The 19894-nt window shown below is 60.5% G+C and carries 16 protein-coding genes and 1 pseudogene; 5 read left to right on the top strand and 12 right to left on the bottom strand.

What is annotated here, in order from left to right:
- The first annotated feature begins 119 nt into the window (after positions 1 to 119).
- Both BFQ04_RS13265 and BFQ04_RS13260 read left to right on the top strand, forming a co-directional pair.
- Positions 120 to 722 carry a helix-turn-helix transcriptional regulator gene (locus BFQ04_RS13265; RefSeq protein ID WP_065951219.1) on the top strand — a complete coding sequence of 201 codons (603 nt, stop codon included), beginning with the start codon at positions 120 to 122 and terminating at the stop codon, positions 720 to 722.
- On the top strand, positions 709 to 1581 hold the full coding sequence (locus BFQ04_RS13260) for a queuosine precursor transporter (protein WP_065951218.1): 873 nt from the start codon (positions 709 to 711) through the stop codon (positions 1579 to 1581). The genes BFQ04_RS13265 and BFQ04_RS13260 overlap by 14 nt, the downstream gene beginning before the upstream one ends.
- Before the next feature lie 140 nt (positions 1582 to 1721).
- Here the strand turns inward: BFQ04_RS13260 and queC are convergent, their stop codons facing one another.
- The 6 genes from queC to cyoA form a co-directional block, all read right to left on the bottom strand.
- A complete protein-coding gene (gene queC, locus BFQ04_RS13255) occupies positions 1722 to 2420 on the bottom strand; it encodes a 7-cyano-7-deazaguanine synthase QueC (RefSeq protein WP_065951217.1) in 699 nt (232 codons plus the stop codon).
- A 166-nt stretch (positions 2421 to 2586) separates the two neighbouring features.
- Entirely contained in the window at positions 2587 to 3474 is an 888-nt protein-coding gene (gene cyoE / locus BFQ04_RS13250; protein ID WP_003176002.1) for a heme o synthase, read from the bottom strand.
- An 11-nt stretch (positions 3475 to 3485) separates the two neighbouring features.
- Positions 3486 to 3821: a cytochrome o ubiquinol oxidase subunit IV gene (gene cyoD / locus BFQ04_RS13245; RefSeq protein WP_003194051.1), complete on the bottom strand. Its 336-nt coding sequence runs from the start codon at positions 3819 to 3821 to the stop codon at positions 3486 to 3488.
- Positions 3821 to 4447 (bottom strand): cytochrome o ubiquinol oxidase subunit III, encoded by a 627-nt coding sequence (locus BFQ04_RS13240; RefSeq protein ID WP_003194052.1) that lies wholly within the window; start codon positions 4445 to 4447, stop codon positions 3821 to 3823. The genes cyoD and BFQ04_RS13240 overlap by 1 nt, the downstream gene beginning before the upstream one ends.
- Before the next feature lie 3 nt (positions 4448 to 4450).
- Positions 4451 to 6469, bottom strand: coding sequence for a cytochrome o ubiquinol oxidase subunit I (gene cyoB / locus BFQ04_RS13235; RefSeq protein ID WP_065951216.1), 2019 nt, complete (start codon positions 6467 to 6469; stop codon positions 4451 to 4453).
- Between the two features lie 3 nt (positions 6470 to 6472).
- Positions 6473 to 7414, bottom strand: a complete 942-nt coding sequence (gene cyoA, locus BFQ04_RS13230) for a ubiquinol oxidase subunit II (RefSeq protein WP_065951215.1) — start codon at positions 7412 to 7414, stop codon at positions 6473 to 6475.
- Between the two features lie 27 nt (positions 7415 to 7441).
- Between cyoA and BFQ04_RS30420 the strand changes: the two are divergent.
- A pseudogene (locus BFQ04_RS30420) lies at positions 7442 to 7732 on the top strand (hypothetical protein).
- A gap of 472 nt (positions 7733 to 8204) precedes the next feature.
- On the opposite strand, the gene BFQ04_RS13225 reads toward BFQ04_RS30420, so the two are convergent.
- Positions 8205 to 8711 (bottom strand): disulfide bond formation protein B, encoded by a 507-nt coding sequence (locus tag BFQ04_RS13225; protein ID WP_065951214.1) that lies wholly within the window; start codon positions 8709 to 8711, stop codon positions 8205 to 8207.
- A gap of 220 nt (positions 8712 to 8931) precedes the next feature.
- Positions 8932 to 10113: an NO-inducible flavohemoprotein gene (gene hmpA / locus BFQ04_RS13220; protein ID WP_065951213.1), complete on the bottom strand. Its 1182-nt coding sequence runs from the start codon at positions 10111 to 10113 to the stop codon at positions 8932 to 8934.
- A 147-nt stretch (positions 10114 to 10260) separates the two neighbouring features.
- Between hmpA and norR the strand changes: the two genes are divergently transcribed.
- On the top strand, positions 10261 to 11811 hold the full coding sequence (gene norR, locus BFQ04_RS13215; RefSeq protein WP_065951212.1) for a nitric oxide reductase transcriptional regulator NorR: 1551 nt from the start codon (positions 10261 to 10263) through the stop codon (positions 11809 to 11811).
- Between the two features lie 110 nt (positions 11812 to 11921).
- Here the strand turns inward: norR and BFQ04_RS13210 are convergent, their stop codons facing one another.
- Positions 11922 to 12824 (bottom strand): DMT family transporter, encoded by a 903-nt coding sequence (locus BFQ04_RS13210; protein ID WP_065951211.1) that lies wholly within the window; start codon positions 12822 to 12824, stop codon positions 11922 to 11924.
- Between the two features lie 136 nt (positions 12825 to 12960).
- Between BFQ04_RS13210 and BFQ04_RS13205 the strand changes: the two genes are divergently transcribed.
- The gene (locus tag BFQ04_RS13205) at positions 12961 to 13836 is read left to right on the top strand and encodes a helix-turn-helix domain-containing protein (RefSeq protein WP_065951210.1); all 876 of its coding nucleotides are present in this window, start codon (positions 12961 to 12963) and stop codon (positions 13834 to 13836) included.
- On the opposite strand, the gene BFQ04_RS13200 is transcribed toward BFQ04_RS13205, so the two are convergent.
- The 3 genes from BFQ04_RS13200 to BFQ04_RS13190 all read right to left on the bottom strand — a co-directional run bounded on the left by BFQ04_RS13200 (position 13833) and on the right by BFQ04_RS13190 (position 19672).
- Positions 13833 to 16334: a LuxR C-terminal-related transcriptional regulator gene (locus BFQ04_RS13200; protein ID WP_065951209.1), complete on the bottom strand. Its 2502-nt coding sequence runs from the start codon at positions 16332 to 16334 to the stop codon at positions 13833 to 13835. The genes BFQ04_RS13205 and BFQ04_RS13200 overlap by 4 nt on opposite strands.
- 171 nt (positions 16335 to 16505) lie before the next feature.
- A complete protein-coding gene (locus BFQ04_RS13195; RefSeq protein WP_065951208.1) occupies positions 16506 to 17864 on the bottom strand; it encodes a DUF1329 domain-containing protein in 1359 nt (452 codons plus the stop codon).
- A 26-nt stretch (positions 17865 to 17890) separates the two neighbouring features.
- Complete coding sequence (locus BFQ04_RS13190) at positions 17891 to 19672, bottom strand: DUF1302 domain-containing protein (RefSeq protein WP_065951207.1); 1782 nt, start codon at positions 19670 to 19672, stop codon at positions 17891 to 17893.
- Positions 19673 to 19894 lie beyond the last annotated feature (222 nt).

The raw sequence follows: 19894 nt of genomic DNA, 5'->3' as shown, positions 1-19894 counted from the left end.
AGCGGCACGCATGTAACACTCGCGATCGCGACGCTGAAAAGCCGCGTGGAAGGCTCTAAATCCACGGTTTCGCAAAAAAGAATGGACGATTATGACTCAATGGAAGTGGTGAGCATTTGATGCACAGACGGGAAAAAACCGAGCACCTGAAGAGCAACATCAGGTACTTGATCAAAAGTCGCGGTGAGACCCAGCTTTCGTTAAGCAGCGCCGCCGGCCTGACCAGGACCACCATCTACAACATCCTGGAAGGCAAGGTCGCCAACGTACAGCAGTCGACCATCCGGAAAATCTCCGACTTCTTCGGCGTCTCCTACGAAGAAATCGAGACGATCAGTTTTGAAGCCAAGGAAATCATCGAGAGCAATGTTTCCCCCCTGGGCAACATGAACCCGGCGGCGGTGCCGGTGCTCAAGGAAACCCAGGTCATGCAGCACCTGGGTAAGCGTATCGGTGAACTGTCCACGCTGTTCCCGCTGACTTACTACTTCGGCATGTCCTGCAACTTGATTGGCGTACTGCTGGAACACGCCATTGCCGGCCTCAATGAGCCAGGCGATCTGCTGATCGTGCAAAAAGGCGCGTGCAGCGACGACAAGGAAAAGCTGGTGTACGACCGCACCACCAAAAAACTCTTCATTACCCTCGAACCCTGCGCGAACTCAGATCGCCTGTGTGTCATCGGCGATATCCTCGAGGAGCGTTTCAATGACCATGCTTGAAGCACCGGTTGAAAACAGCAAATACAAGCTGCTGGGGTTCGAAAATGACAAACGCCTGGCGGTGATCATGGTGATTGCCACGGGCAAGGTCATCAGGATCAAGCTCAGTGAAGTGCTCAACAGCGAAATGATGGACAACTTCAACAGGATGGAAATCAAGAACCTCTACAAGAAGTTCTATTCACAAGGCGGTGCACTCACGGCCTACGACATGAACGACCGCAATGAAAACTCATGGATGATCTACATCATCCTGAATCTGCTGCTGTTCACGTTCTATATATTTACCAGTATCGCCGCGACCAAACCGATCTACCTGGAATCGATGGGCATCATTGTGACGCCGGGCACGTTCCTGTATCCCCTGACCTTTCTGATCGTGGACCTGCTGAACGAAAACTTCGGACTGCGCCTGGCGCGCAGGGCGATTCTGTTTGCGTTTGCCAGCAACGCGATGATCATCATCCTGCTCTACGGTTCGACCTTTCTGCCAGGGCTGCCGGGCTGGAAACTGGACGGACCGTACAACGACGTGATCCTGCAAGTCTCGTCGGTGCTGATCGCCTCGTCGGTGTCGTTCCTGGTGTCGGAGAACATCAACTCTTATCTGCTGTGCAAAATCAAGGAACTGACCAACTCCAGATACCTGTATCTGCGAATTTTCCTCAGTACGTTCTTTGCGGTCATTATCGACAGCGTCCTGTTCTGCTTTATCGCCTTCTATGGCGTCATGCAGACCAGCGATATCTTGAGCATGATCTATGTGCAGATCGCGATTAAAGTCGGCTTTGCGTTTTTCAATATCCTGCCGGCCTATGGGGCGCGGTCGTTGTTCAAGCGCTATCTGACCAGTGCATGAAACTCACTGGTTCACCGCTATCTCTGTGGGAGGGGGCTTGCCCCCGATGAGGCAGTGTCAGTCAGTGCATTTTTAACTGACACACCGCCATCGGGGGCAAGCCCCCTCCCACATTTGGATCTCACCCGGCTCTGATCGAGTTATTTCAACTGTAACTTGTGCTTGAGGCTCTGCATGACATCCGCTTTATTCTGCAGATACTCATTCAACCCCCGGGCGCGCAGGTTGCACGCATCGCAGTTGCCGCAGCCAGTGCCCATGACGCCGTTGTAGCAGGTCAGCGTCTGCTCGCGTACCAGCTCAAGCTGCCCGTGGTAATCGGCCAGGGCCCAGGTCTCGGCCTTGTTCAGCCACATCAGCGGGGTATCGAGGCGTACGTCGTATTCCATGCCCAGCTTGAGGGCCTGGTTCAGCGCCTTGACGAACTCGTCGCGGCAATCCGGGTAACCCGAGAAATCGGTTTCGCACACGCCGGTGATCACGCTTTCGGCCTTCACTTGATAGGCGTAGATCGCGGCCAGGGTCAGGAACAGGATGTTACGCCCCGGCACGAAGGTGCTCGGCAGGCTTTCACCTGAGCTGTTCACGGTGGGCACGGGGATGTTGTCACGCGTGAGGCTGCTGATCGCCAGCTCATTGAGCAGGGACACATCCATCACTTTGTGCACGGTGGCGCCCAACTGCTTGGCCAAGGTGCGAGCCACTTCGATCTCCGCCACATGGCGCTGGCCATAATCGAAGGTGATGCAGTGCACTTCGTCATACTGCTTCAATGCCTGGATCAGGCAGGTGGTCGAGTCCTGCCCGCCACTGAAGACCATAACGGCTTTTTTACTCATTGCTTTGCTTCCTGCATTCGAAGAATTTGGGTGTAGGAGCGAGGCAGGCGGCTAGCCCTTGCTCGCGAAAAACGTCAACGATAACGCAGCGTATCCGGTTTGGCGCAGCGCTCAATAAAAAACCCCGCGCTTCTTGCGAAGGCGGGGCCTTTACTGCTCGGACCACTCAGTGCGCGTAGGTCAGCAGCAGCTCTTTCGGCACTTGGAAATCCAGGGACATCATCACGCTGAGCGCGGTGATGGTGAAGATCGAGAACACGAACAGCTTGCGCGCCCAGACGGTGTCATCCACCGCCTTGTAGCCGGTCCAGGCCATGTACAACCAGTACATGCCCATGGCCGCGGCGACGGCGAGGTAGCTCATGCCGGCGTAGCCACTGAAGGTCAACATCAAGGTCGCCACGAGGAAGGCCAGGATGTAGAGCAGGATGTGTTTCTTGGCCACCTGGATACCACGCTTGACCGGCAGAACCGGAATCGACGCAGCCAGGTAGTCATTGAAGCGGAAAATCGCGATGGCGTAGGAATGCGGCATCTGCCACAGGCTGAACATCACCAGCAGCACCAGCGCGGCCATGTCGAAGCTATTGGTTACAGCCACATAACCAATCACCGGCGGCATCGCCCCCGACAGACTCCCCACCAGCGTGCCGTGCACCGACTTGCGCTTGAGGTAGAGGCTGTAGAGGCCGACGTAGATGACAAAGCCGATCACGGCAAACAGCGCCGCCAGCGGGTTGGCCACCTTGTACAACAACACCACGCCCGCAACACCCAGGACGGTCGCGAAGATCAGTGCCAGTTTCAGGGAGATAAGACCCTGGACCAGCACGCGATTCTTGGTGCGTTCCATCTTGATGTCGATGTCACGGTCGATGCAGTTGTTGAACACGCATCCGGAAGCTACCACCAGGGAGGTGCCGATCATCGCCGCCAGGAAGATGGCCAGATCGACATGTCCCTTGGAGGCCAGGAAGAAACCGCCCGCCACAGAAAGCACGTTACCGAAAATGATCCCCGGTTTGGTGATTTGGATAAAGTGCTTAAGCGACATCGGGTCTTACCTCACTTCGCCATCATGTAGGTGTGGATGCTGAACATGATCCACAGCGACAGACCAACCAGCAGAACGATCACCAGGCCTGCAAACACGAACGCAATCACGTTCTCGCGCTGCTCTTTGGAACGATCCAGGTGCAGGAAGTACACCAGGTGAACCAGGACCTGAATCACCGCGAACGCCAGGACGATCATCAAGGTGATCGACTTCGGCAGGGTTGGGTACATCACCAGGCCGAACGGGATCAGGGTCAGGATGACCGACAGGATGAAGCCGATGGCGTAAGACTTTACGCTGCCGTGGCTTGAATCGTGGCTGTCATGGGAGTGTGCATTAGCCATTACAGAGTCCCCATCAAGTAAACGACGGTGAATACGCAGATCCAGACCACGTCCAGGAAGTGCCAGAACAGGCTCAGGCAGCTCAGGCGGGTCTTGTTGGTGTTGGTCAGGCCGTGCTTATTGACCTGATACATCATCACCGCCATCCACAGCAGGCCGGCGGATACGTGCAGACCGTGAGTGCCGACCAGCGTGAAGAACGCCGACAGGAAACCGGAACGGTGCGGGCCGTAGCCTTCGGAGATCAGCAGGTGGAACTCGTTGATCTCCATGCCGATGAAGCCAAGGCCGAACAGGAAGGTCAGGCCCAGCCAGCTCAGTACGCCTTTCTTGTTGCCCTTGTAGAAGGCCAACATGGCGAAGCCGTAGGTGATCGAACTGAACAACAGCAAGGCGGTTTCGCCGAGCACGTACGGCAGTTCGAAGATGTCGTGGCCCGACGGGCCACCCGCTACGTTGTTTACCAGTACCGCGTACACCGCGAAGATCGACGCAAACAAGATGCAGTCGGTCATCAGGTAGAGCCAGAAACCGTAGACGGTTATTGGCCCCGAGTCGTGGTGATGGTCATCGTGCCCATGGTCATCGACATGGGCGTGTCCAGCATTGGTCACTAAGTTCGACATGGTTTAAGCCTGTTCCAACGAGGTTTCTACACGGTTGGCCGGGATTTTCTTCTCGGCTACCAGGCGAGCGTGCTGCTCGGCTTCGATGCGTTCGATCGTTTCGACCGGCACCATGTAGCCTTGATCATCACGGGCAGCGTGAATGATGAAGTAACCGATGGTGCCTACCAGGCCCACGATTGCCAGCCACCAGATGTGCCAGATCATCGCGAAACCGAACACGGTCAACAGCGCACCCATCACTACGCCAGTGGCGGTGTTGTTTGGCATGTGGATCGGCTCGTAGTGCTTGGGTTGCTGGTACGCAGTACCGTCTTCCTTGGCTTCGGTGAACGCATCGATGGTGTTCGCAGTAGGGATCACGGCGAAGTTGTAGAACGGTGGTGGCGACGAGGTCGACCATTCCAGGGTGTGGCCGTTCCATGGGTCGCCGGACTCGCACATGTTCTGCTTGCGGTCACGCACGCTGACGTACAGTTGGATCAACTGGCAGGCGATGCCCACGGCGATCATGATTGCACCGAACATGGCGACGTACAGGTACGGCACCCACTCAGGGTTGGTAGTGGCGTTCAGACGACGGGTCATGCCCATGAAGCCCAGTGCATAGAGCGGCATGAACGCGACGAAGAAGCCCGAGATCCAGAACCAGAATGCAGCCTTGCCCCAGCCTTCGTGCAGCTTGAAGCCGAACGCTTTCGGGAAGTAGAAGCTGAAACCTGCGATGTAGCCGAATACCGCGCCGCCGATGATCACGTTGTGGAAGTGAGCGATCACGAACAGGCTGTTGTGCAGGACGAAGTCAGCACCCGGGATGGCCAGCAGTACGCCGGTCATGCCGCCGATGGCGAAGGTCACCATGAAGCCCAGGGTCCACAGGACCTGGCTGGTCATGCGCAGACGACCGTGGTAGATGGTGAACAGCCAGTTGAACAGCTTCACCCCCGTCGGGATCGAAATCAGCATCGTCGCCAGGCCGAAGAAGGCGTTGACGCTGGCCCCCGAACCCATGGTGAAGAAGTGGTGCAGCCACACCATGAAGCCCAGTACCGAGATGGCGCCCGATGCATAGACCATCGAGTGGTGACCGAACAGGCGCTTGCCGGTAAAGGTCGAGATCACTTCGGAGAAGATACCGAACGCTGGCAGGATCAGGATGTACACCTCAGGGTGACCCCATGCCCAGAACAGGTTCACGTACATCATTGGATTGCCACCAAGTTCATTGGTGAAAATGTGGAAATCCAGGTAACGGTCAAGCGACAGCAGCGCCATGGTAGCGGCCAGGATCGGGAACGAAGCCACGATCAGCACGTTTGCCCAGGTGCAGGTCCAGGTGAAGATCGGCATGTCCATCAGTTTCATGCCGGGGGCGCGCATCTTCAGGACGGTGGCCAGGAAGTTGACCCCCGTCAATGTCGTCCCGAGTCCTGATAACTGCAGGGCCCAGATGTAGTAGTCCACACCCACGCCCGGGCTGTATTGCAGGCCCGACAATGGCGGATACGCAACCCAACCGGTCTTGGCGAATTCGCCGACGCCCAGGGACACGTTGATCAGCACCACGCCCGACACCAGCAGCCAGAAGCTCAGGGAGTTCAGGAACGGGTAGGCAACGTCACGCGCACCGATCTGCAGCGGCAAGGCAAGGTTCATCAGGCCGGTGAAGAAAGGCATCGCCATGAAGATGATCATGATCACACCGTGGGCGGTGAAGATCTGGTCATAGTGTTCAGGTGGCAGGTAGCCAGGCGAACCCTCGGTGGCCATGGCCAACTGGGTACGCATCATGATGGCGTCGGCAAAACCACGCAGCAGCATGACCATGGCCACGATGACGTACATGACGCCGATTTTCTTGTGGTCGACCGACGTCAGCCACTCGGTCCACAGGTAGGTCCACTTCTTGAAGTAAGTGATACCTGCAAACAGTGCCAGACCACCCAGCGCGATCATGGCGATGGTAATCATCACAATCGGCTCGTGGAATGGGACCGCGTCCCAACTTAATTTACCAAACATCGTTTACTCCTCTGCCCCAGCAGTTGAATGCGCGCCTGTGTCAGAACATTCAACCACGGCCACTTCTTTCTTCTCGTGCTTGACCGGCTTGCCTGGCTTCATACCTTCGTACTTGTCGACGATTTTCTGAAACAGGTTCGGTTCAAACGCGGAGTACAGCGCGACAGGGTTGTTCTGGCTTGGTTTGGTCAGGGCGTCGTATTCAGCTTGATCAAGCTGTTTAGGTGCGGCCTTGACTTCGGCTACCCAGGCGTCAAATTCTTCCTGGCTCGTCGAGATCGCTTTGAATTTCATGCCGGTGAAGCCAGCGCCGCTGTAGTTGGCGGAGATGCCTTCCATTTCAGCTTTCTGGTTGGCGATCAGGTGCAGCTTGGTCTGCATGCCTGCCATCGCGTAGATCTGGCCGCCCAGGGCTGGGATGAAGAACGAGTTCATCACGGCGTCGGAGGTGATCTTGAAGTTCAGCGGAGTGTGTTCCGGGAACCGGATCTGGTTCACAGTGGCGATACCCAGGTCCGGGTAGATGAACAGCCACTTCCAGTCCAGCGCGACCACTTCGATGTTGATCGGCTTGACGTCCGATTCCAGCGGACGGTACGGGTCCAGCGCGTGGGTGGACTTGTAGGTCACATAACCCAGGGCAATGATGATGAGGATCGGGACCAGCCACACCGCGATTTCGATCTTGGTGGAGTGCGACCACTTCGGCGCGTAGGTGGCGCTGGTGTTGGACGCGCGGTATTTCCAGGCGAAGGCGAAGGTCATGATGATCACAGGGACCACGACCAGCAGCATCAGCAGGGTGGCGGTGATGATCAGGTTTCGTTCATCCAGACCGACCTGTCCTTTTGGGTCGAGCAAGGTCCACTTGCAGCCTCCCAGCATTAACATCATGCCAAGCAGCGGCAAAAAGCCTAGTAATCGGGGGTACCTGTTTTTACTCATCTCACGACCTCTAAAGCAGCTTGCGCAATGCAGTTGGGTTTTGATCGCCAACACTTCACCCTGCCAAGGGTTGGCATTTCTCTTCGATTGAATAAGAGCCTGCCCGCCACGTCATAGCTGTACGTTTCACGGACCTGCGGTGAGTTCTTATTCGATTTCGTGGCTAAAGGCCTTGTTACAGACCAATTCCATTTGGTGCGGATAGTTGAAAGGCTGCCGGAACCTGGGATCGCACAGAGCCTTCCATCTGCTCCTCGACCGCTCCAATGCTCAAATATTGAACAGCACCGGACATTCAGTGCGGGCGATTGTAGTTAGCTAGCGATGTATAAACCATGTCTGATAAAGAAATAATTTTTATCGATTACAGCAATAATCCTTCACCATTCTTGCAATGGTTCGCGATCTTATCGCGTTCAATTCTCAACAAAAACCACAAAAATTGCTGGGCTATTGGGCAGATTGCCACTCCCCTTACAACCTGTAAGGGCATGGTAAACGCAGTAAAGTCCCCATAAAACAAGGCATTTACTCACCCCGCGCCTGCCGAACCCTTGAGCGTTTCGCGGCGCCGTTCAAACCCCGAACTGACAGCACAGTTTGCGCACCAGATGCAAATCCAGAGGCCGGTCCGGACGGTTACGACCCTCCTGCGACAGCCTCCGTGTGACAACATGTCGCACGCTGCGCGCCGCTTTTGTTGCCACTCGTCACAGCTCTTTCACAAATCCCTGCGAACAAAAACGCCCCGGCCTGCACTCAAGCAGACCGGGGCGTTTCGTGAGCGGGCTCAGGCTTTGGGGTGGCGATTACGATAAATGCACAGGGGCACCAGGATCACGGTCAGCACGAACGCCACCAATGCCCATTGCGCCAGGGACAAGCCGAGGATCGGCGGATAGGGCGTGCTGCAGAAGCCGTCGACCTGAAAGCCCAGGGGAAACACTTTGGCCAGGGGCAGGTCATCGACGATCGGCTGCAGCACATCGATGCCGCAACTGACCTGAGGGAAGAACTGGGTATACACATGGTGACCGGCAGCCGCCACACCGCCCAGGGCGCTGAGCACCACCAGCCCTTCAAAGAGCGTGACGGCCCCTTTGGTGCGCATCGCGGCGCCGATGAACGCAAAGAACGCGATCAACAGCAAGGCGTAGCGTTGCAGGATGCACAGTGGGCACGGCGCTTCGCCCAACACCACCTGCATGTACAGCGCGCCGCCGATCAGCGCCAGGCAGATGATGCCCAGCAACACCAGAAAGCGCCGCTCCCTGCCCAAACGCATTTCGTCACTCATCTCCGGTTTCCTTTGTCTGTTTGCTCAATGGCAACAAGTTTACACACAGGCAGTGGTTAAAACAGAGAAGGGTTAACGCCGGATTAATCGAGAAAAATGCAGAGCTAATGTGGGAGGGGGCTTGCCCCCGATGCGATGTATCAGCGAAAGACAAGCTGACTGACCCACCGCTATCGGGGGCAAGCCCCCTCCCACATTGGACAGCATGGCTGCTGAGGGATTATTCCAGCGCCGCAGCGGGGCCGAAGAACTCGTAGCGCGCCTGTTTCTCAGGTACACCCAGCGCCTTCAGATGCCGCTTGATCGCAGCCATGAAGCCTTTAGGCCCCAGGAAGTACGCATCGATGTCGCGCTGCTCGGGCAACCACGCCGCCAGTTGATCCTGGCTCAGCAGGCCGACCTTGTCCGCCGCCGGGCTCACGCCGTCGTCCTCGGCATAGCAGTAGAAGCGCTTGAGTTGCGGGTGCCTGGCCGCCAGCGTATCCACCCAGTCACGGAACGCGTGCACGCCGCCGTTACGCGCGCAGTGGATAAAGTGCACCGGGCGCTGGGTGGCCAGGGCCGCTTCGAGCATTGGCAGGGTTGGCGTAATGCCCACCCCGCCGCTGATCAGTACCAGCGGCTTATCGCTGGCGGCCAGGGTGAACTCGCCCGCCGGCGGGAACAGGTCGATGGTCGCGCCGACGTGCAGTTGGTCATGCAGGTAGTTGGATACCCGCCCACCGGCTTCGCGCTTGACGCTGATGCGATACAGGCCCGCATCACTCAAGGCCGACAGGGAATAGTTGCGACGCACTTCCTCGCCATCGAGCACCAGTTTCATGCCGATGTACTGGCCAGGGGCAGCGTTGAGAATCGGGCCGTGGTCCACCGGGGCGAAGTAGAACGAGATGATCTCGTCACTCTCCTCCACACGCTTGACCAGCAGGAACGGCCGCGCACCGCGCCAGCCGCCGGGCGCCTGGGCCTTTTCGTCGTAGATAGCCGCTTCGGCGCCGATCAGGATGTCCGCCAACTGGCCGTACGCCGCGCCCCAGGCACTCATCACCTCAGGGGTGGCTATCTCGCTGCCCAGCACCTCGGAAATAGCCCGCAGCAGGCACGCACCGACGATCGGGTAGTGCTCCGGCAGGATCTGCAAGGCCACGTGCTTGTTGATGATCCTGGCCACCAGGTCGCCCAGTTGGTCCAACTGGTCGATATGCCGCGCGTACATCAATACGCCATTGGCCAGTGCGCGGGGCTGGTCGCCGCTGGCCTGGTGGGCCTGATTGAACAGTGGGCGAACTTGCGGGTATTCCGACAGCATCATGCGGTAGAAATGGGTGATCAGCGCTTCGCCGCCGCTTTCCAGCAGGGGCACGGTGGATTTGACGATGGCACGGTCTTGGGCACTCAGCATGGCAGACTCCTGGGTCTTTTTACTCATTACCCTTAGGTAGTCAGTATTCATGCCAACAAATAAAACGTTATTTTTCAAATAGTTAAATATTATGTAGTCAGTATGACCTCCTACGACTTATAGTCATAAGGACTACAAGGAGTCATTATGACTGCACAGCCGTTGCTCACCACCCTGCTGCCGCTGGTCGCCGACCTGTCACGGGAACTGCCCGAGGGCGAGCGTTATCGACGCCTGCTGCAAGCCATGCGCGCCCTGCTGCCGTGCGATGCCGCCGCGTTGCTGCGCCTGGATGGCGAGTGGCTGGTGCCGCTGGCCGTGGATGGTTTGAGCGCCGATACCCTGGGCCGACGCTTCAAGGTCAGCGAACACCCGCGTTTCGAGGTGCTGCTGAGCAGCCCCGGCCCTACCCGCTTCGACAGCGACAGCCAATTGCCCGACCCTTACGACGGCCTGGTGGACGGCCTGCACGGGCATCTGCAAGTACACGATTGCATGGGCTGCCCGTTGTTTATCGACGACCAGCCCTGGGGCCTGCTGACCCTGGACGCCCTCGACACCGAGCGCTTTGAACGGGTCGAACTGGACGCCCTGCAAGCTTTTGCCAGCCTTGCCGCCGCCACCGTCAACGTCGCCGAGCGCATTGAACGCCTGGCGTTGCGCGCCGAGGACGAGCACCAGCGTGCCGAGATCTACCGTCAAGCCAGCGGCCAGCAACACAAGGAAATGATCGGCCAGAGCAAGGCGCACAAGCATCTGGTGGAGGAAATCAAACTGGTGGGCGGCAGTGACCTGACCGTGCTGATCACCGGTGAAACCGGGGTCGGCAAGGAACTGGTCGCCCAGGCGATCCACGCCGCCTCGGCGCGTGCCGACAAACCCCTGATCAGCCTCAACTGCGCCGCACTGCCCGAAACCCTGGTGGAAAGCGAGCTGTTCGGCCATGTGCGCGGCGCCTTCACCGGTGCGCTGAATGAACGCCGGGGCAAATTCGAATTGGCCAATGGCGGCACGCTGTTCCTGGATGAAGTGGGCGAACTGTCGCTGACGGTGCAGGCCAAGCTGCTGCGGGTGCTGCAAAGCGGCCAGTTGCAGCGCCTGGGTTCGGACAAGGAGCATCAGGTGAATGTGCGGCTGATTGCCGCCACCAATCGTGACCTGGCCCTTGAGGTACGCAATGGCCGCTACCGCGCCGACTTCTACCACCGCTTGAGCGTCTACCCTCTGAAAGTGCCTGCGCTGCGTGAACGCGGGCGCGATGTGCTGTTGCTGGCCGGCTTCTTCCTGGAGCAGAACCGCTCACGCATGGGCCTGGGCAGTCTGCGCCTGACCAGCGATGCCCAGGCGGCGCTGCTGGCCTACGACTGGCCGGGCAATGTGCGCGAGCTGGAACACTTGATCGGACGCAGCGCGCTCAAAGCCCTGGGCCACTGCCGCGAGCGGCCGAAAATTCTCAGCCTGAGCGCCGTGGACCTGGACCTGGACCTGCCGGATGTCAGCGCAACGGCCATCGAAACACCGCCCGCTACTGCCCCCGACGCCACTGGTGACCTGCGCCAGGCCACCGAGCACTTCCAGCGCCGGACCATCAGCGCCTGCCTGGAGCGCCATCAACACAACTGGGCCGGCGCCGCCCGCGAACTGGGGCTGGACCGCGCCAACCTCGGCCGCATGGCCAGGCGGCTTGGACTGAAATAGACAGGCCACCTGGTATCAAATGTGGGAGGGGGCTTGCCCCCGATAGCAGTGTGTCAGTCGATGCATGTGTCAACTGCAAGGCCGCTATCGGGGGCAAGCCCCCTCCCACATCAGATTTGTTTCGCATGAAAAGTCGGTGCTACCGGCCGGGGTTTGCGAAACACCAGCACATTGCCCAGCATCACCAGCACCAACCCCGCCAGCGCCGGTGCGGTCCATTGATAGCCCTCGGCAAATGCCGATACGTTCAGCGCCACCACCGGGAACAACACCGTGCAATAGGCCGCCCGCTCCGGCCCCATGCGCCCGACCAGCGTCAGGTAGGCGGTAAAGCCAATCACCGAACCCGGGATCACCAGGTACCACAGCGCGCCGATATACCGCGCGCTCCAGTCCATCTCGAACGGAATACCGCGCACTGCGCAATAGGCCGCCAGCATCACCGCACCGTAGGCCATGCCCCAGGCATTGGTGGTCAACGGCTTGAGCCCGGCTTTCTGCTGCAGGCTCGACAGCATATTGCCCGCCGAAAAACACATCGTGCCCAGCAAGGCCAAGCCCAGGCCCAGCAAGGTCTGCGGGCTGGCGGTGTGCCCGACCACCTCCGGCCAGAACAAACAGCCCAGTCCCAGCAACCCAAGCGCGCCGCCCATCAACACATTGCGTGCGACCCGCTGAGCGAAGAACACACGGGCATTCAGGGCGTTCCACAAGGTCGCCGTGGAAAACACCACCGCCACCAGCCCGCTGGGGATCCACTGGCTGGCGGTGAGAAAACACATGAAGTTGAGGCAAAACAGGCACAGGCCCTGCGCCAGGCAAATCAGGTGCCCGCGCCGGTTCATCACCTGCAGTCGGCGGCTGAGCAGCAACAGCACGAACAGCACCAGCGCCGCCAGGCCGAAGCGGTACACGATCGATACGGGAATCGCCACCACGCCCAACTGCCATTTGAGCGCGATCCAGGTGGTGCCCCAGATCAGCACCGTGAGTAAATACAGGAAAAGGTTCATAGCGGGCTCCGGCGAGTGAGTCCCAGTGTCGCTTTTACCGCGTGCAGTTCTCTTGCACATTCTTGCGCTTTTGTCGGCCGCGGGGCTCACAGCGCCATGACGGCGGAGTAGGATGCAAAACGTCGGAGAACACAGCATGCCAGCACTGGAATCCCTGCAAGTCTTTCAAGCCCTCAACCGCTCGCCCAACGCACGCCTGCAAGCCTGTGCCGAGCTCGGTGACGGTCTGTCCGCGGCATTGTGGAGCAACCACCACGATTCCCAGGATTACCAGGCGCCCAGCCATCACACGTTGTCGTGCTACATCGGCGGCGGCACCGGCACCTTTCGCCGTGACCAGCCGGGCATCAAGGGCGGCCCGGACAAACTGTGCATCCTGCCGGCCGAGCATCAATCGGCGTGGGTGATCAATGGCCAGATTCGCCTGGCCCATGTGTATTTCAGCCCCGAACAATTTGCCCTCGGCTGCGTCACCCTGCTCGACCGCGAACCCCGTGAACTGCAATTGCGCGAAGGCACCTTCCTCGAAGACGCCCATCTGTCCGGATGCTTTCACCAGTTGATTGCCCTCAACTGGCACGAGCCCGGCGAGCGTCTGCTGACCAGCAGCCTGGCCCACGAAATGCTCAGTCACACTCTGCTCAGCCAGGTCGGCGCCCGCGACGGGCTGCGGGTAAAAGGTGGGCTGGCCGCGCACCAGCGGCGGCGGTTGGTGGAGTACATCGACCAGCACCTGCAGGACGCCATCAGCCTCGGCCAACTGGCCGGCATGTGCGCACTGTCGGAGTACCATTTCGCGCGCATGTTCCGCCAAAGCTTCGGCCTGCCGCCCCACCAGTACCTGCTGGCGCGCCGGCTGGCCCGCGCGCAGAGCCTGCTGCGCGGTAGCACCCTGGCCGTGGGGGAGATCGCGTTGAGGTGCGGTTTCTCCAGCGCCAGTCATTTCAACCAGCGCTTTCGCCAAGCCACGGGCGCGGCGCCTGGGGACTATCGCCAGGCATTGCGCGCTTAGCCCATCAGGCCCAGCGTCTTGGCCTTGGCCACCGCCTGGGTGCGCCGCTCCACCCCGAGTTTGCTGTGGATACGCCGCGCATGGGTCTTGACCGTGTGCAGGGAGATATACAGGCGGTCGGCAATTTGCAGATTGGAGTTGCCCAGGGCGATCAACTGCAACACTTCCAGTTCGCGCTGGCTCAGCGGGTTGTGCGTGACGCCGACGGGCGACGCTTGCGGTTCGAGCCCCAACTCACTCAGTAAGCCCGGTGCGCGTAGACGCAACTCGCGCACCGCCTGCTGCACCTGGCAACGCGCCGCCAATGCCAGGCCGGCTTGCAGGGCCAGGCGCGCCCGGGCCGGCTCTGCCAGGCGCCAGGCCACCTCCCCCAGCACCAACTGCAATTCGGTTTCCAGGCACAGCATGCCGCGTTGCCGAGTGCTGTCGAGCAAGGCGCCGAGGCGCTCGAGCGGCTGTTCGGCGCAGCCCAGCCTGACCTCGGCCAGCACCAGCAGGTACTCAAGACGCGGGATCAATTCCAGTGTGGCCGGCGGCGCCTGCTTGGCGCAGGGGCCGTGAAAGTGACGCAGCACGCGGCGCACCGCTTCGACCGTCAATTCCGCGCGCCCCTGCTGCAACCAGAAATGCCCGCTGACCAACAACAGTACCGCGCGGTACACCAGCACGGGAACGTGGCGCTGCTGCATCAGCCGCTCGGCATCGCGCAGCTGGATGAACGCCTGGGCGTAATCACCGCGATTGGCCGCCAGCAGCGCCAGCCCGAGAAACCCGTAGAGCACGCGCTTGTCCTGGCTGTGCAGGCAGATGCTCATGCCGGCCTCGAAACATTCGCCCGCCAGGGCATCCTGCCCTTGACGCAACGCCAGATGCCCGCGTCGCAGGGCGATACGCCCCATCAATGGCCCCGCCTGCAAGCGCTGCTCGGCCAGCATCGCCTGCACGCTTTCCAACAGGCTTTGTGCCCGGTACGGCGCGCCGCGCTGTTCCAGCAATTGGGCGTGATCCAGCTCCAGCAAGGCCTCCAACACCAGTGAACCGTGGGCGCGGGCCAGGCACAGCGCTTCACGATTGAAGGTCTGGGCGACATCCAGTTCACCGCGCAGCAGGGCTTGCTGGGTCAGGCCCGACAGGCACATCAGGCGCGATGTCCAGGCATCTTCGGGCAAGGCTTGCAGCGCCTCGAGGAAATGCGCGCGGGACCCCTCGGCATCGCCGCTCAGGTGCAGCAGCCAGCCGGCTTGCGCCTGCCAGCGCGCCACCAGATGACGCTGCGCCACCGCCGTGGGTCGCGGTGCGAATCGAGCCAACTGGTCGATGCACACCGCCGCCTGCTCGAAGCGCCCGGCAAACAGCAGTGCAGCCGTGACCAGCCCGACCAATTGCGCCGAGCCGAGCATCAATTCATCGCCCTGCTGCTCATGCAGGCGCAACAGCAGCACGGCATTTTGCCCGCGAAACAAGTCTTCGAAACTGAAGTGCTGCAACAGGCTCACCGCCGCCTCGTATTCCTGCGCCAGCAGTGCCTGCTCGAAGGCGGCCTGCCAGTCCTGCTCGGCACTGAACCACTGGCAGGCGCGCCGGTGCCAGGCGCGCTTGGCCGGCCAGGGTTCTTCGCGCAGCAGGCGCGCCAGGGGTGCAAATATCTGCAGCCAATCGGTGCTGCCTTCCCAGGGCTGGATAAACGCACCGAGCGCTTGAAGCTCGCGCAGGTACTGAGCACCGTCACCAAAGCCGAATAGATGTTCACACAGGCCCGCATTGAAGCGCGGCAGGTTGGCCAGCACCCGCCAGGCTTCGGCCAACTCCGCCGGCAAGCTGTTGAACACTTCGTGTTGCAGATAATCGAGCAAGGTTTTATCGGCATGGCCGTCATTGAGTAACGCGATGCGCACCCCGGCACACCAGCCCGCGCTGAACTGCATGACGCTCTCGACACTCTGCCCTGGCCCAAGCAACGCCTGGATTTCCGTAGCGTTGAAGGCCAGTTCGCTGCTGCCGCACTCCAACAATTCGTCATCGAGCAACAGCCGCGGCCAATTGCACGATGGCCGGCGCCGCGCACCCAGCCACCAGGTCAGCGCCGGGCTGCTGACGGTGAGCAACCGATCCAGCAAGGCGTCCAGCTCGGCAGCGGGCATGCGGCAGAAATCGTCCAGGCACACCCACGCCGGGTGTTGCCAGCGCCCAAGATCCAGCAATAACGTGGCTTCATCGGTATAAGACAGGCCCAGGCTGTGCGCCAGGCGCCGGGAAAAATCACCAGGGCACGCCACGCCACCATTGAGCGCCAACCAGTACACCTGGCACCCGGGCGGCGCCTGCAGTGCACATTCGGCGAGCAACGCGCTCTTGCCACTGCCGCCCGGCGCGCACAACAACTTCACACGTGCCGGCGCCGCGAGCAACGCTGCGGCCAGACGCGGGCGCAGCACATGGTGGGCGGACAGCCGAGGCATGAATCCAGGACGGTCCAGGCAGCGTGTCAGGGCGGTCATTGCTGCATCCTGCTTTTTTATTGTGATGCAACCCTAGTCCTGTGGTGGGCGGTTGTTGAAGAAGTATTCAGCGGGGTGATTAAGGACCATGCACAGAACCCGATGTGTACACAGCCCGATGTGGGAGAGGGCTTGCCCCCTCCCACAAGTTGATTGCAGTGTCAGTTGAGATCAGCGCACGCCTTCGGACCTGAGCGCCGCCGGGGTGTAATCCGCCGCCTTGGCCGCGAAGCCGAACACGAAGCTGCTCTTCTCCTCGTTCTTCATGCCCAGCGCGAGGTAGCGCCCGGCGATCAGGTCGTACAGGGTTTCCACGGTGTAGGCCGGCACCTGGTGGTCGTAATAGAACTGTGCATGGCCTTCGGCGACACGCCACAGTTGGCCGCGACCGTCGTAGTGGTCCACCAGGGCGACCTGCCAGCTGTCTTCGTCGATGTACATGTGGCGCTTGGCGTAGATGTGCCGCTCGCTCGGTTTGACGGTGCCGACCACTTCCCAGACGCGATGCAGCTCATAGCGGGTCAGGTCCTGGTTGATATGCCCGGCCTTGATGATGTCGTCGTACTTGAGGGTGGGCGAATCGAGCTTGTAGCTGTTGTACGGGATGTACAGCTCCTTCTTGCCCACCAGTTTCCAGTCATAGCGGTCGGGCGCGCCAGAGAACATGTCGAAGTTATCCGTGGTGCGCAGGCCGTCGGAGGCGGTGCCCGGCCCGTCATACGACACCTGCGGTGCCCGCCGCACACGGCGCTGGCCGGCGTTGTAGATCCAGGCCAGGCGCGGCTCCTTCACCTGGTCGAGGGTTTCGTGCACCAGCAGCACGTTGCCGGCCAGCCGCGCCGGCGCCGTGACCGACTGCTTGAAATAACTCAGCACGTTGGCCGCCTTGGCCGGGTCGATATCGGGGATAGCCTGTGGCACCGCGACTTCTTCCTCGAAGCGGATCGGCGTGTAACTGCCGTTGGTCTGGGGCGTAGCCTGGGTGATGATGCGGCGCAGGTTGCCGCCGTGGTAGCGAGTGATGTGATTCCACAGTACTTCCACGCCGTTCTTGGGGATCGGGAACGCGTAGTAACGGTTACCCGTGAAGTTCTCCAGACCGTTGCCGTCGTTGATCGCCTTGACGTTGAGTGCGCTGCGCTTGATCGACGCGTAGATATCCGCCGGCAGGTTGACCGTACGGTGGCTCGGGTACACCGGGATCTTGTAGGTCTCGGGGTAGCGCTTGAACATCGCCACCTGGCCGTCGGAGAGCTTGTCCTTGTACTTGTCGACGGTGGCGGCGGTGATCACGAACAGCGGTTTTTCACCGGCGAACGGGTCGGCGAGAAAGCCCTTGCTGTCCACCGCGCCGGCGTTTTTCGGGATGCCGCCGGTCCAGGCCGGGATCGAGCCATCGGCGTTGCCGGCTTTTTCGGCGCCGACCGGGGTCAGGGTGGTGCCAAGCCTGTCGGCTTCTTGCGGCGATACCGCTGCCATCACGTGGGCGGCCAACAGGCTCAGGGCCAGCACTGCAATTGTCTTACGCATAGGTTCTTGTCCTTCTTTAAGCCAAATCAGAAGTTCACGCCGAAGCTGAGGGCGAGGAAGTCGCGGTCGGTCAGGGTGTTGTAGTCGCCGCCAAAGAAGTCGGTGTAGCTGAGACTGGCGGTGTAGGTGCTGCGGTAGTCCGCGTCCACGCCGACGCTGATGGCCTTGGCGCCTTTGTTGAAAATCCCGTTGGGGCCGTAGCCGGCGACGTCATGGGACCAGGACAGGTTGGGCTTGAGGTTCACCCCGGCAATTGCGTTGTTGTAGTCAAGGATTGCCCGTGCGCGGTAGCCCCAGGAGGTGGAGGTGACGAAACCGTCGGTGTCACCCTGGAACCCATAGGCGCCGTACACCGAGTCGCGGCCATAACGCAGTCTGGTTTTGTCTTCCAGGCCGGCGACGTGCACCACGGCCGCTTCGCCCACCAGTGTCAGGCGCTCGGCGCCCAGCACCTGGTCGAAGAACTGGGTCATGGTGCTTTGAATCTGGGTGATTTCCTTGCGGCGGTAGCCTTTGTTGTCGGCGCCGAATGAGCTGCGGATAGGCGACGCGGTATTGCCGGCAATCGGGTTGACCAGCGCCAGGGTCAGGTCGGTGGTGTTGAGTTGCACGGGCGCATTGGGCCGATAGCTGATCTCGCCGGTCCACGCCGTGCCGGTGGGCAAGGTGGTGGAGAAGCTGGCGCCGAACAAGCGGATATCTTCCGGGTAGTCCAGGTAGTACTGGCCGCGACCGAGCATGGTGCTCTGGGCCAGCGCCCCACCAAAGCCCGCCGGGGCGGCGGCGCCAATGGCGCCGATGGTCGCCAGGTTGGTATTGGCGGTAATCGTGCCCACGGTCGGGGTGCGGCTGTGGTAGTTCATGAAGTACAGGCCGTATTCGGTGTCATCGCCCAGCCAGCGCAAGGCGGCGCCAAACTGGCCGGAGTCGCGCGCATCACGGTCCGCGGCGCGCTGCACCACCACGCCTTCGCGGGTCACCACAAAACCCTGGCCGCGTGCCGCCGCGATGGGTTGCAGCGGCGCAATCCCCGGGCTGCCGACCGTGTAGTTACCGGTGCAGCCGTCCGCCGCCACGTCCCCGCCGAAGAAGGTGCCGCAGTTGTCCAGCACGGTCTGGTCCCACTCCAACTGGTAGAAACCTTCCACGGTCAACTGATTGGTCAGGCTCTGGGAGGCGAACAGCATGTTTACCGGGATCAGGCCTTCCTTGATCTCGGCGCCTGGACGACGGAACGCCGACACGTCGATAGGGTTGATGCTGTTGATGGAGTTGCCGATGAAGGTACTTTCGCCCCAACTGACCACCTGCTTGCCGGCGCGTACGGTGCCGGGCAGGTCGCCCAGGGAATAGTTGTGGTACACGAACGCATCGAGGATCTGCGCACCGCTGGATTTGGCGCCTTCCTTGCGGTTGTGATCGCTGATCGGCTTGAACTCGCGGTCCTCGTCCTTGAGCTCGAAGTCGTACCAGTACTTGCCACGCACGAACACACCGGTGTCGCCGTATTTCAGTTCAAGGTCGTGCAGGCCCTTGAAGATTTTGGAGAAGGTTTCGCCTTTCTTGAAGTTCAGACGTCCGTCATCGCCGGTGGACGCCTGACCTGTGCCGCCGTTGACGGCGCCGACCAGGCTTGTGTCGGCATCCCGCGTGCCCCAGCTTGCACCGACCGACAGCGAGGAATCGAATTGCCCTTCGATCTCGCCAATGTTGAACGAAACAGCCTGTGCCTGGGCACAGCAGCCCACGGCAACCGCAGCGGCCAGCGCCTGTGGCGTGAAGATGGCGCGCATTGTTGTTTTTGTCATGCGTCTTCCCCGGTGAGTGACAGAAGGCCCCACCCTACTGCCGCCCATGAAGAGCGATAAGCGCACCAAGGAGGTATTCGTGTTGTCGCTCGAAAGGATGACGAGCCGCGCCGACCAAGGTTTCGGCGCGGTCATGGATTGGATGGATGGTGGCGTATCAGAGGAATCGATGACGACCAGGTCATTATTGTCGTTTTGGTAACAGTCCTTGTCCTGAACTGC

The organism is Pseudomonas sp. 37 R 15 (genome assembly GCF_900004865.1).
In the GTDB taxonomy this organism is placed as follows: domain Bacteria; phylum Pseudomonadota; class Gammaproteobacteria; order Pseudomonadales; family Pseudomonadaceae; genus Aquipseudomonas; species Aquipseudomonas fluorescens_AM.
This window is presented reverse-complemented; position numbering and strand designations above follow the sequence as displayed.

Bases quoted from the DNA above. Each gene is read 5' to 3' on its own strand.
- BFQ04_RS13265 (WP_065951219.1), top strand. From the start codon at position 120: ATGCACAGACGGGAAAAAACCGAGCACCTGAAGAGCAACATCAGGTAC.
- BFQ04_RS13260 (WP_065951218.1), top strand. From the start codon at position 709: ATGACCATGCTTGAAGCACCGGTTGAAAACAGCAAATACAAGCTGCTG.
- queC (WP_065951217.1), bottom strand. From the start codon at position 2,420: ATGAGTAAAAAAGCCGTTATGGTCTTCAGTGGCGGGCAGGACTCGACC.
- cyoE (WP_003176002.1), bottom strand. From the start codon at position 3,474: ATGTCGCTTAAGCACTTTATCCAAATCACCAAACCGGGGATCATTTTC.
- cyoD (WP_003194051.1), bottom strand. From the start codon at position 3,821: ATGGCTAATGCACACTCCCATGACAGCCACGATTCAAGCCACGGCAGC.
- BFQ04_RS13240 (WP_003194052.1), bottom strand. From the start codon at position 4,447: ATGTCGAACTTAGTGACCAATGCTGGACACGCCCATGTCGATGACCAT.
- cyoB (WP_065951216.1), bottom strand. From the start codon at position 6,469: ATGTTTGGTAAATTAAGTTGGGACGCGGTCCCATTCCACGAGCCGATT.
- cyoA (WP_065951215.1), bottom strand. From the start codon at position 7,414: ATGAGTAAAAACAGGTACCCCCGATTACTAGGCTTTTTGCCGCTGCTT.
- BFQ04_RS13225 (WP_065951214.1), bottom strand. From the start codon at position 8,711: ATGAGTGACGAAATGCGTTTGGGCAGGGAGCGGCGCTTTCTGGTGTTG.
- hmpA (WP_065951213.1), bottom strand. From the start codon at position 10,113: ATGCTGAGTGCCCAAGACCGTGCCATCGTCAAATCCACCGTGCCCCTG.
- norR (WP_065951212.1), top strand. From the start codon at position 10,261: ATGACTGCACAGCCGTTGCTCACCACCCTGCTGCCGCTGGTCGCCGAC.
- BFQ04_RS13210 (WP_065951211.1), bottom strand. From the start codon at position 12,824: ATGAACCTTTTCCTGTATTTACTCACGGTGCTGATCTGGGGCACCACC.
- BFQ04_RS13205 (WP_065951210.1), top strand. From the start codon at position 12,961: ATGCCAGCACTGGAATCCCTGCAAGTCTTTCAAGCCCTCAACCGCTCG.
- BFQ04_RS13200 (WP_065951209.1), bottom strand. From the start codon at position 16,334: ATGACCGCCCTGACACGCTGCCTGGACCGTCCTGGATTCATGCCTCGG.
- BFQ04_RS13195 (WP_065951208.1), bottom strand. From the start codon at position 17,864: ATGCGTAAGACAATTGCAGTGCTGGCCCTGAGCCTGTTGGCCGCCCAC.
- BFQ04_RS13190 (WP_065951207.1), bottom strand. From the start codon at position 19,672: ATGACAAAAACAACAATGCGCGCCATCTTCACGCCACAGGCGCTGGCC.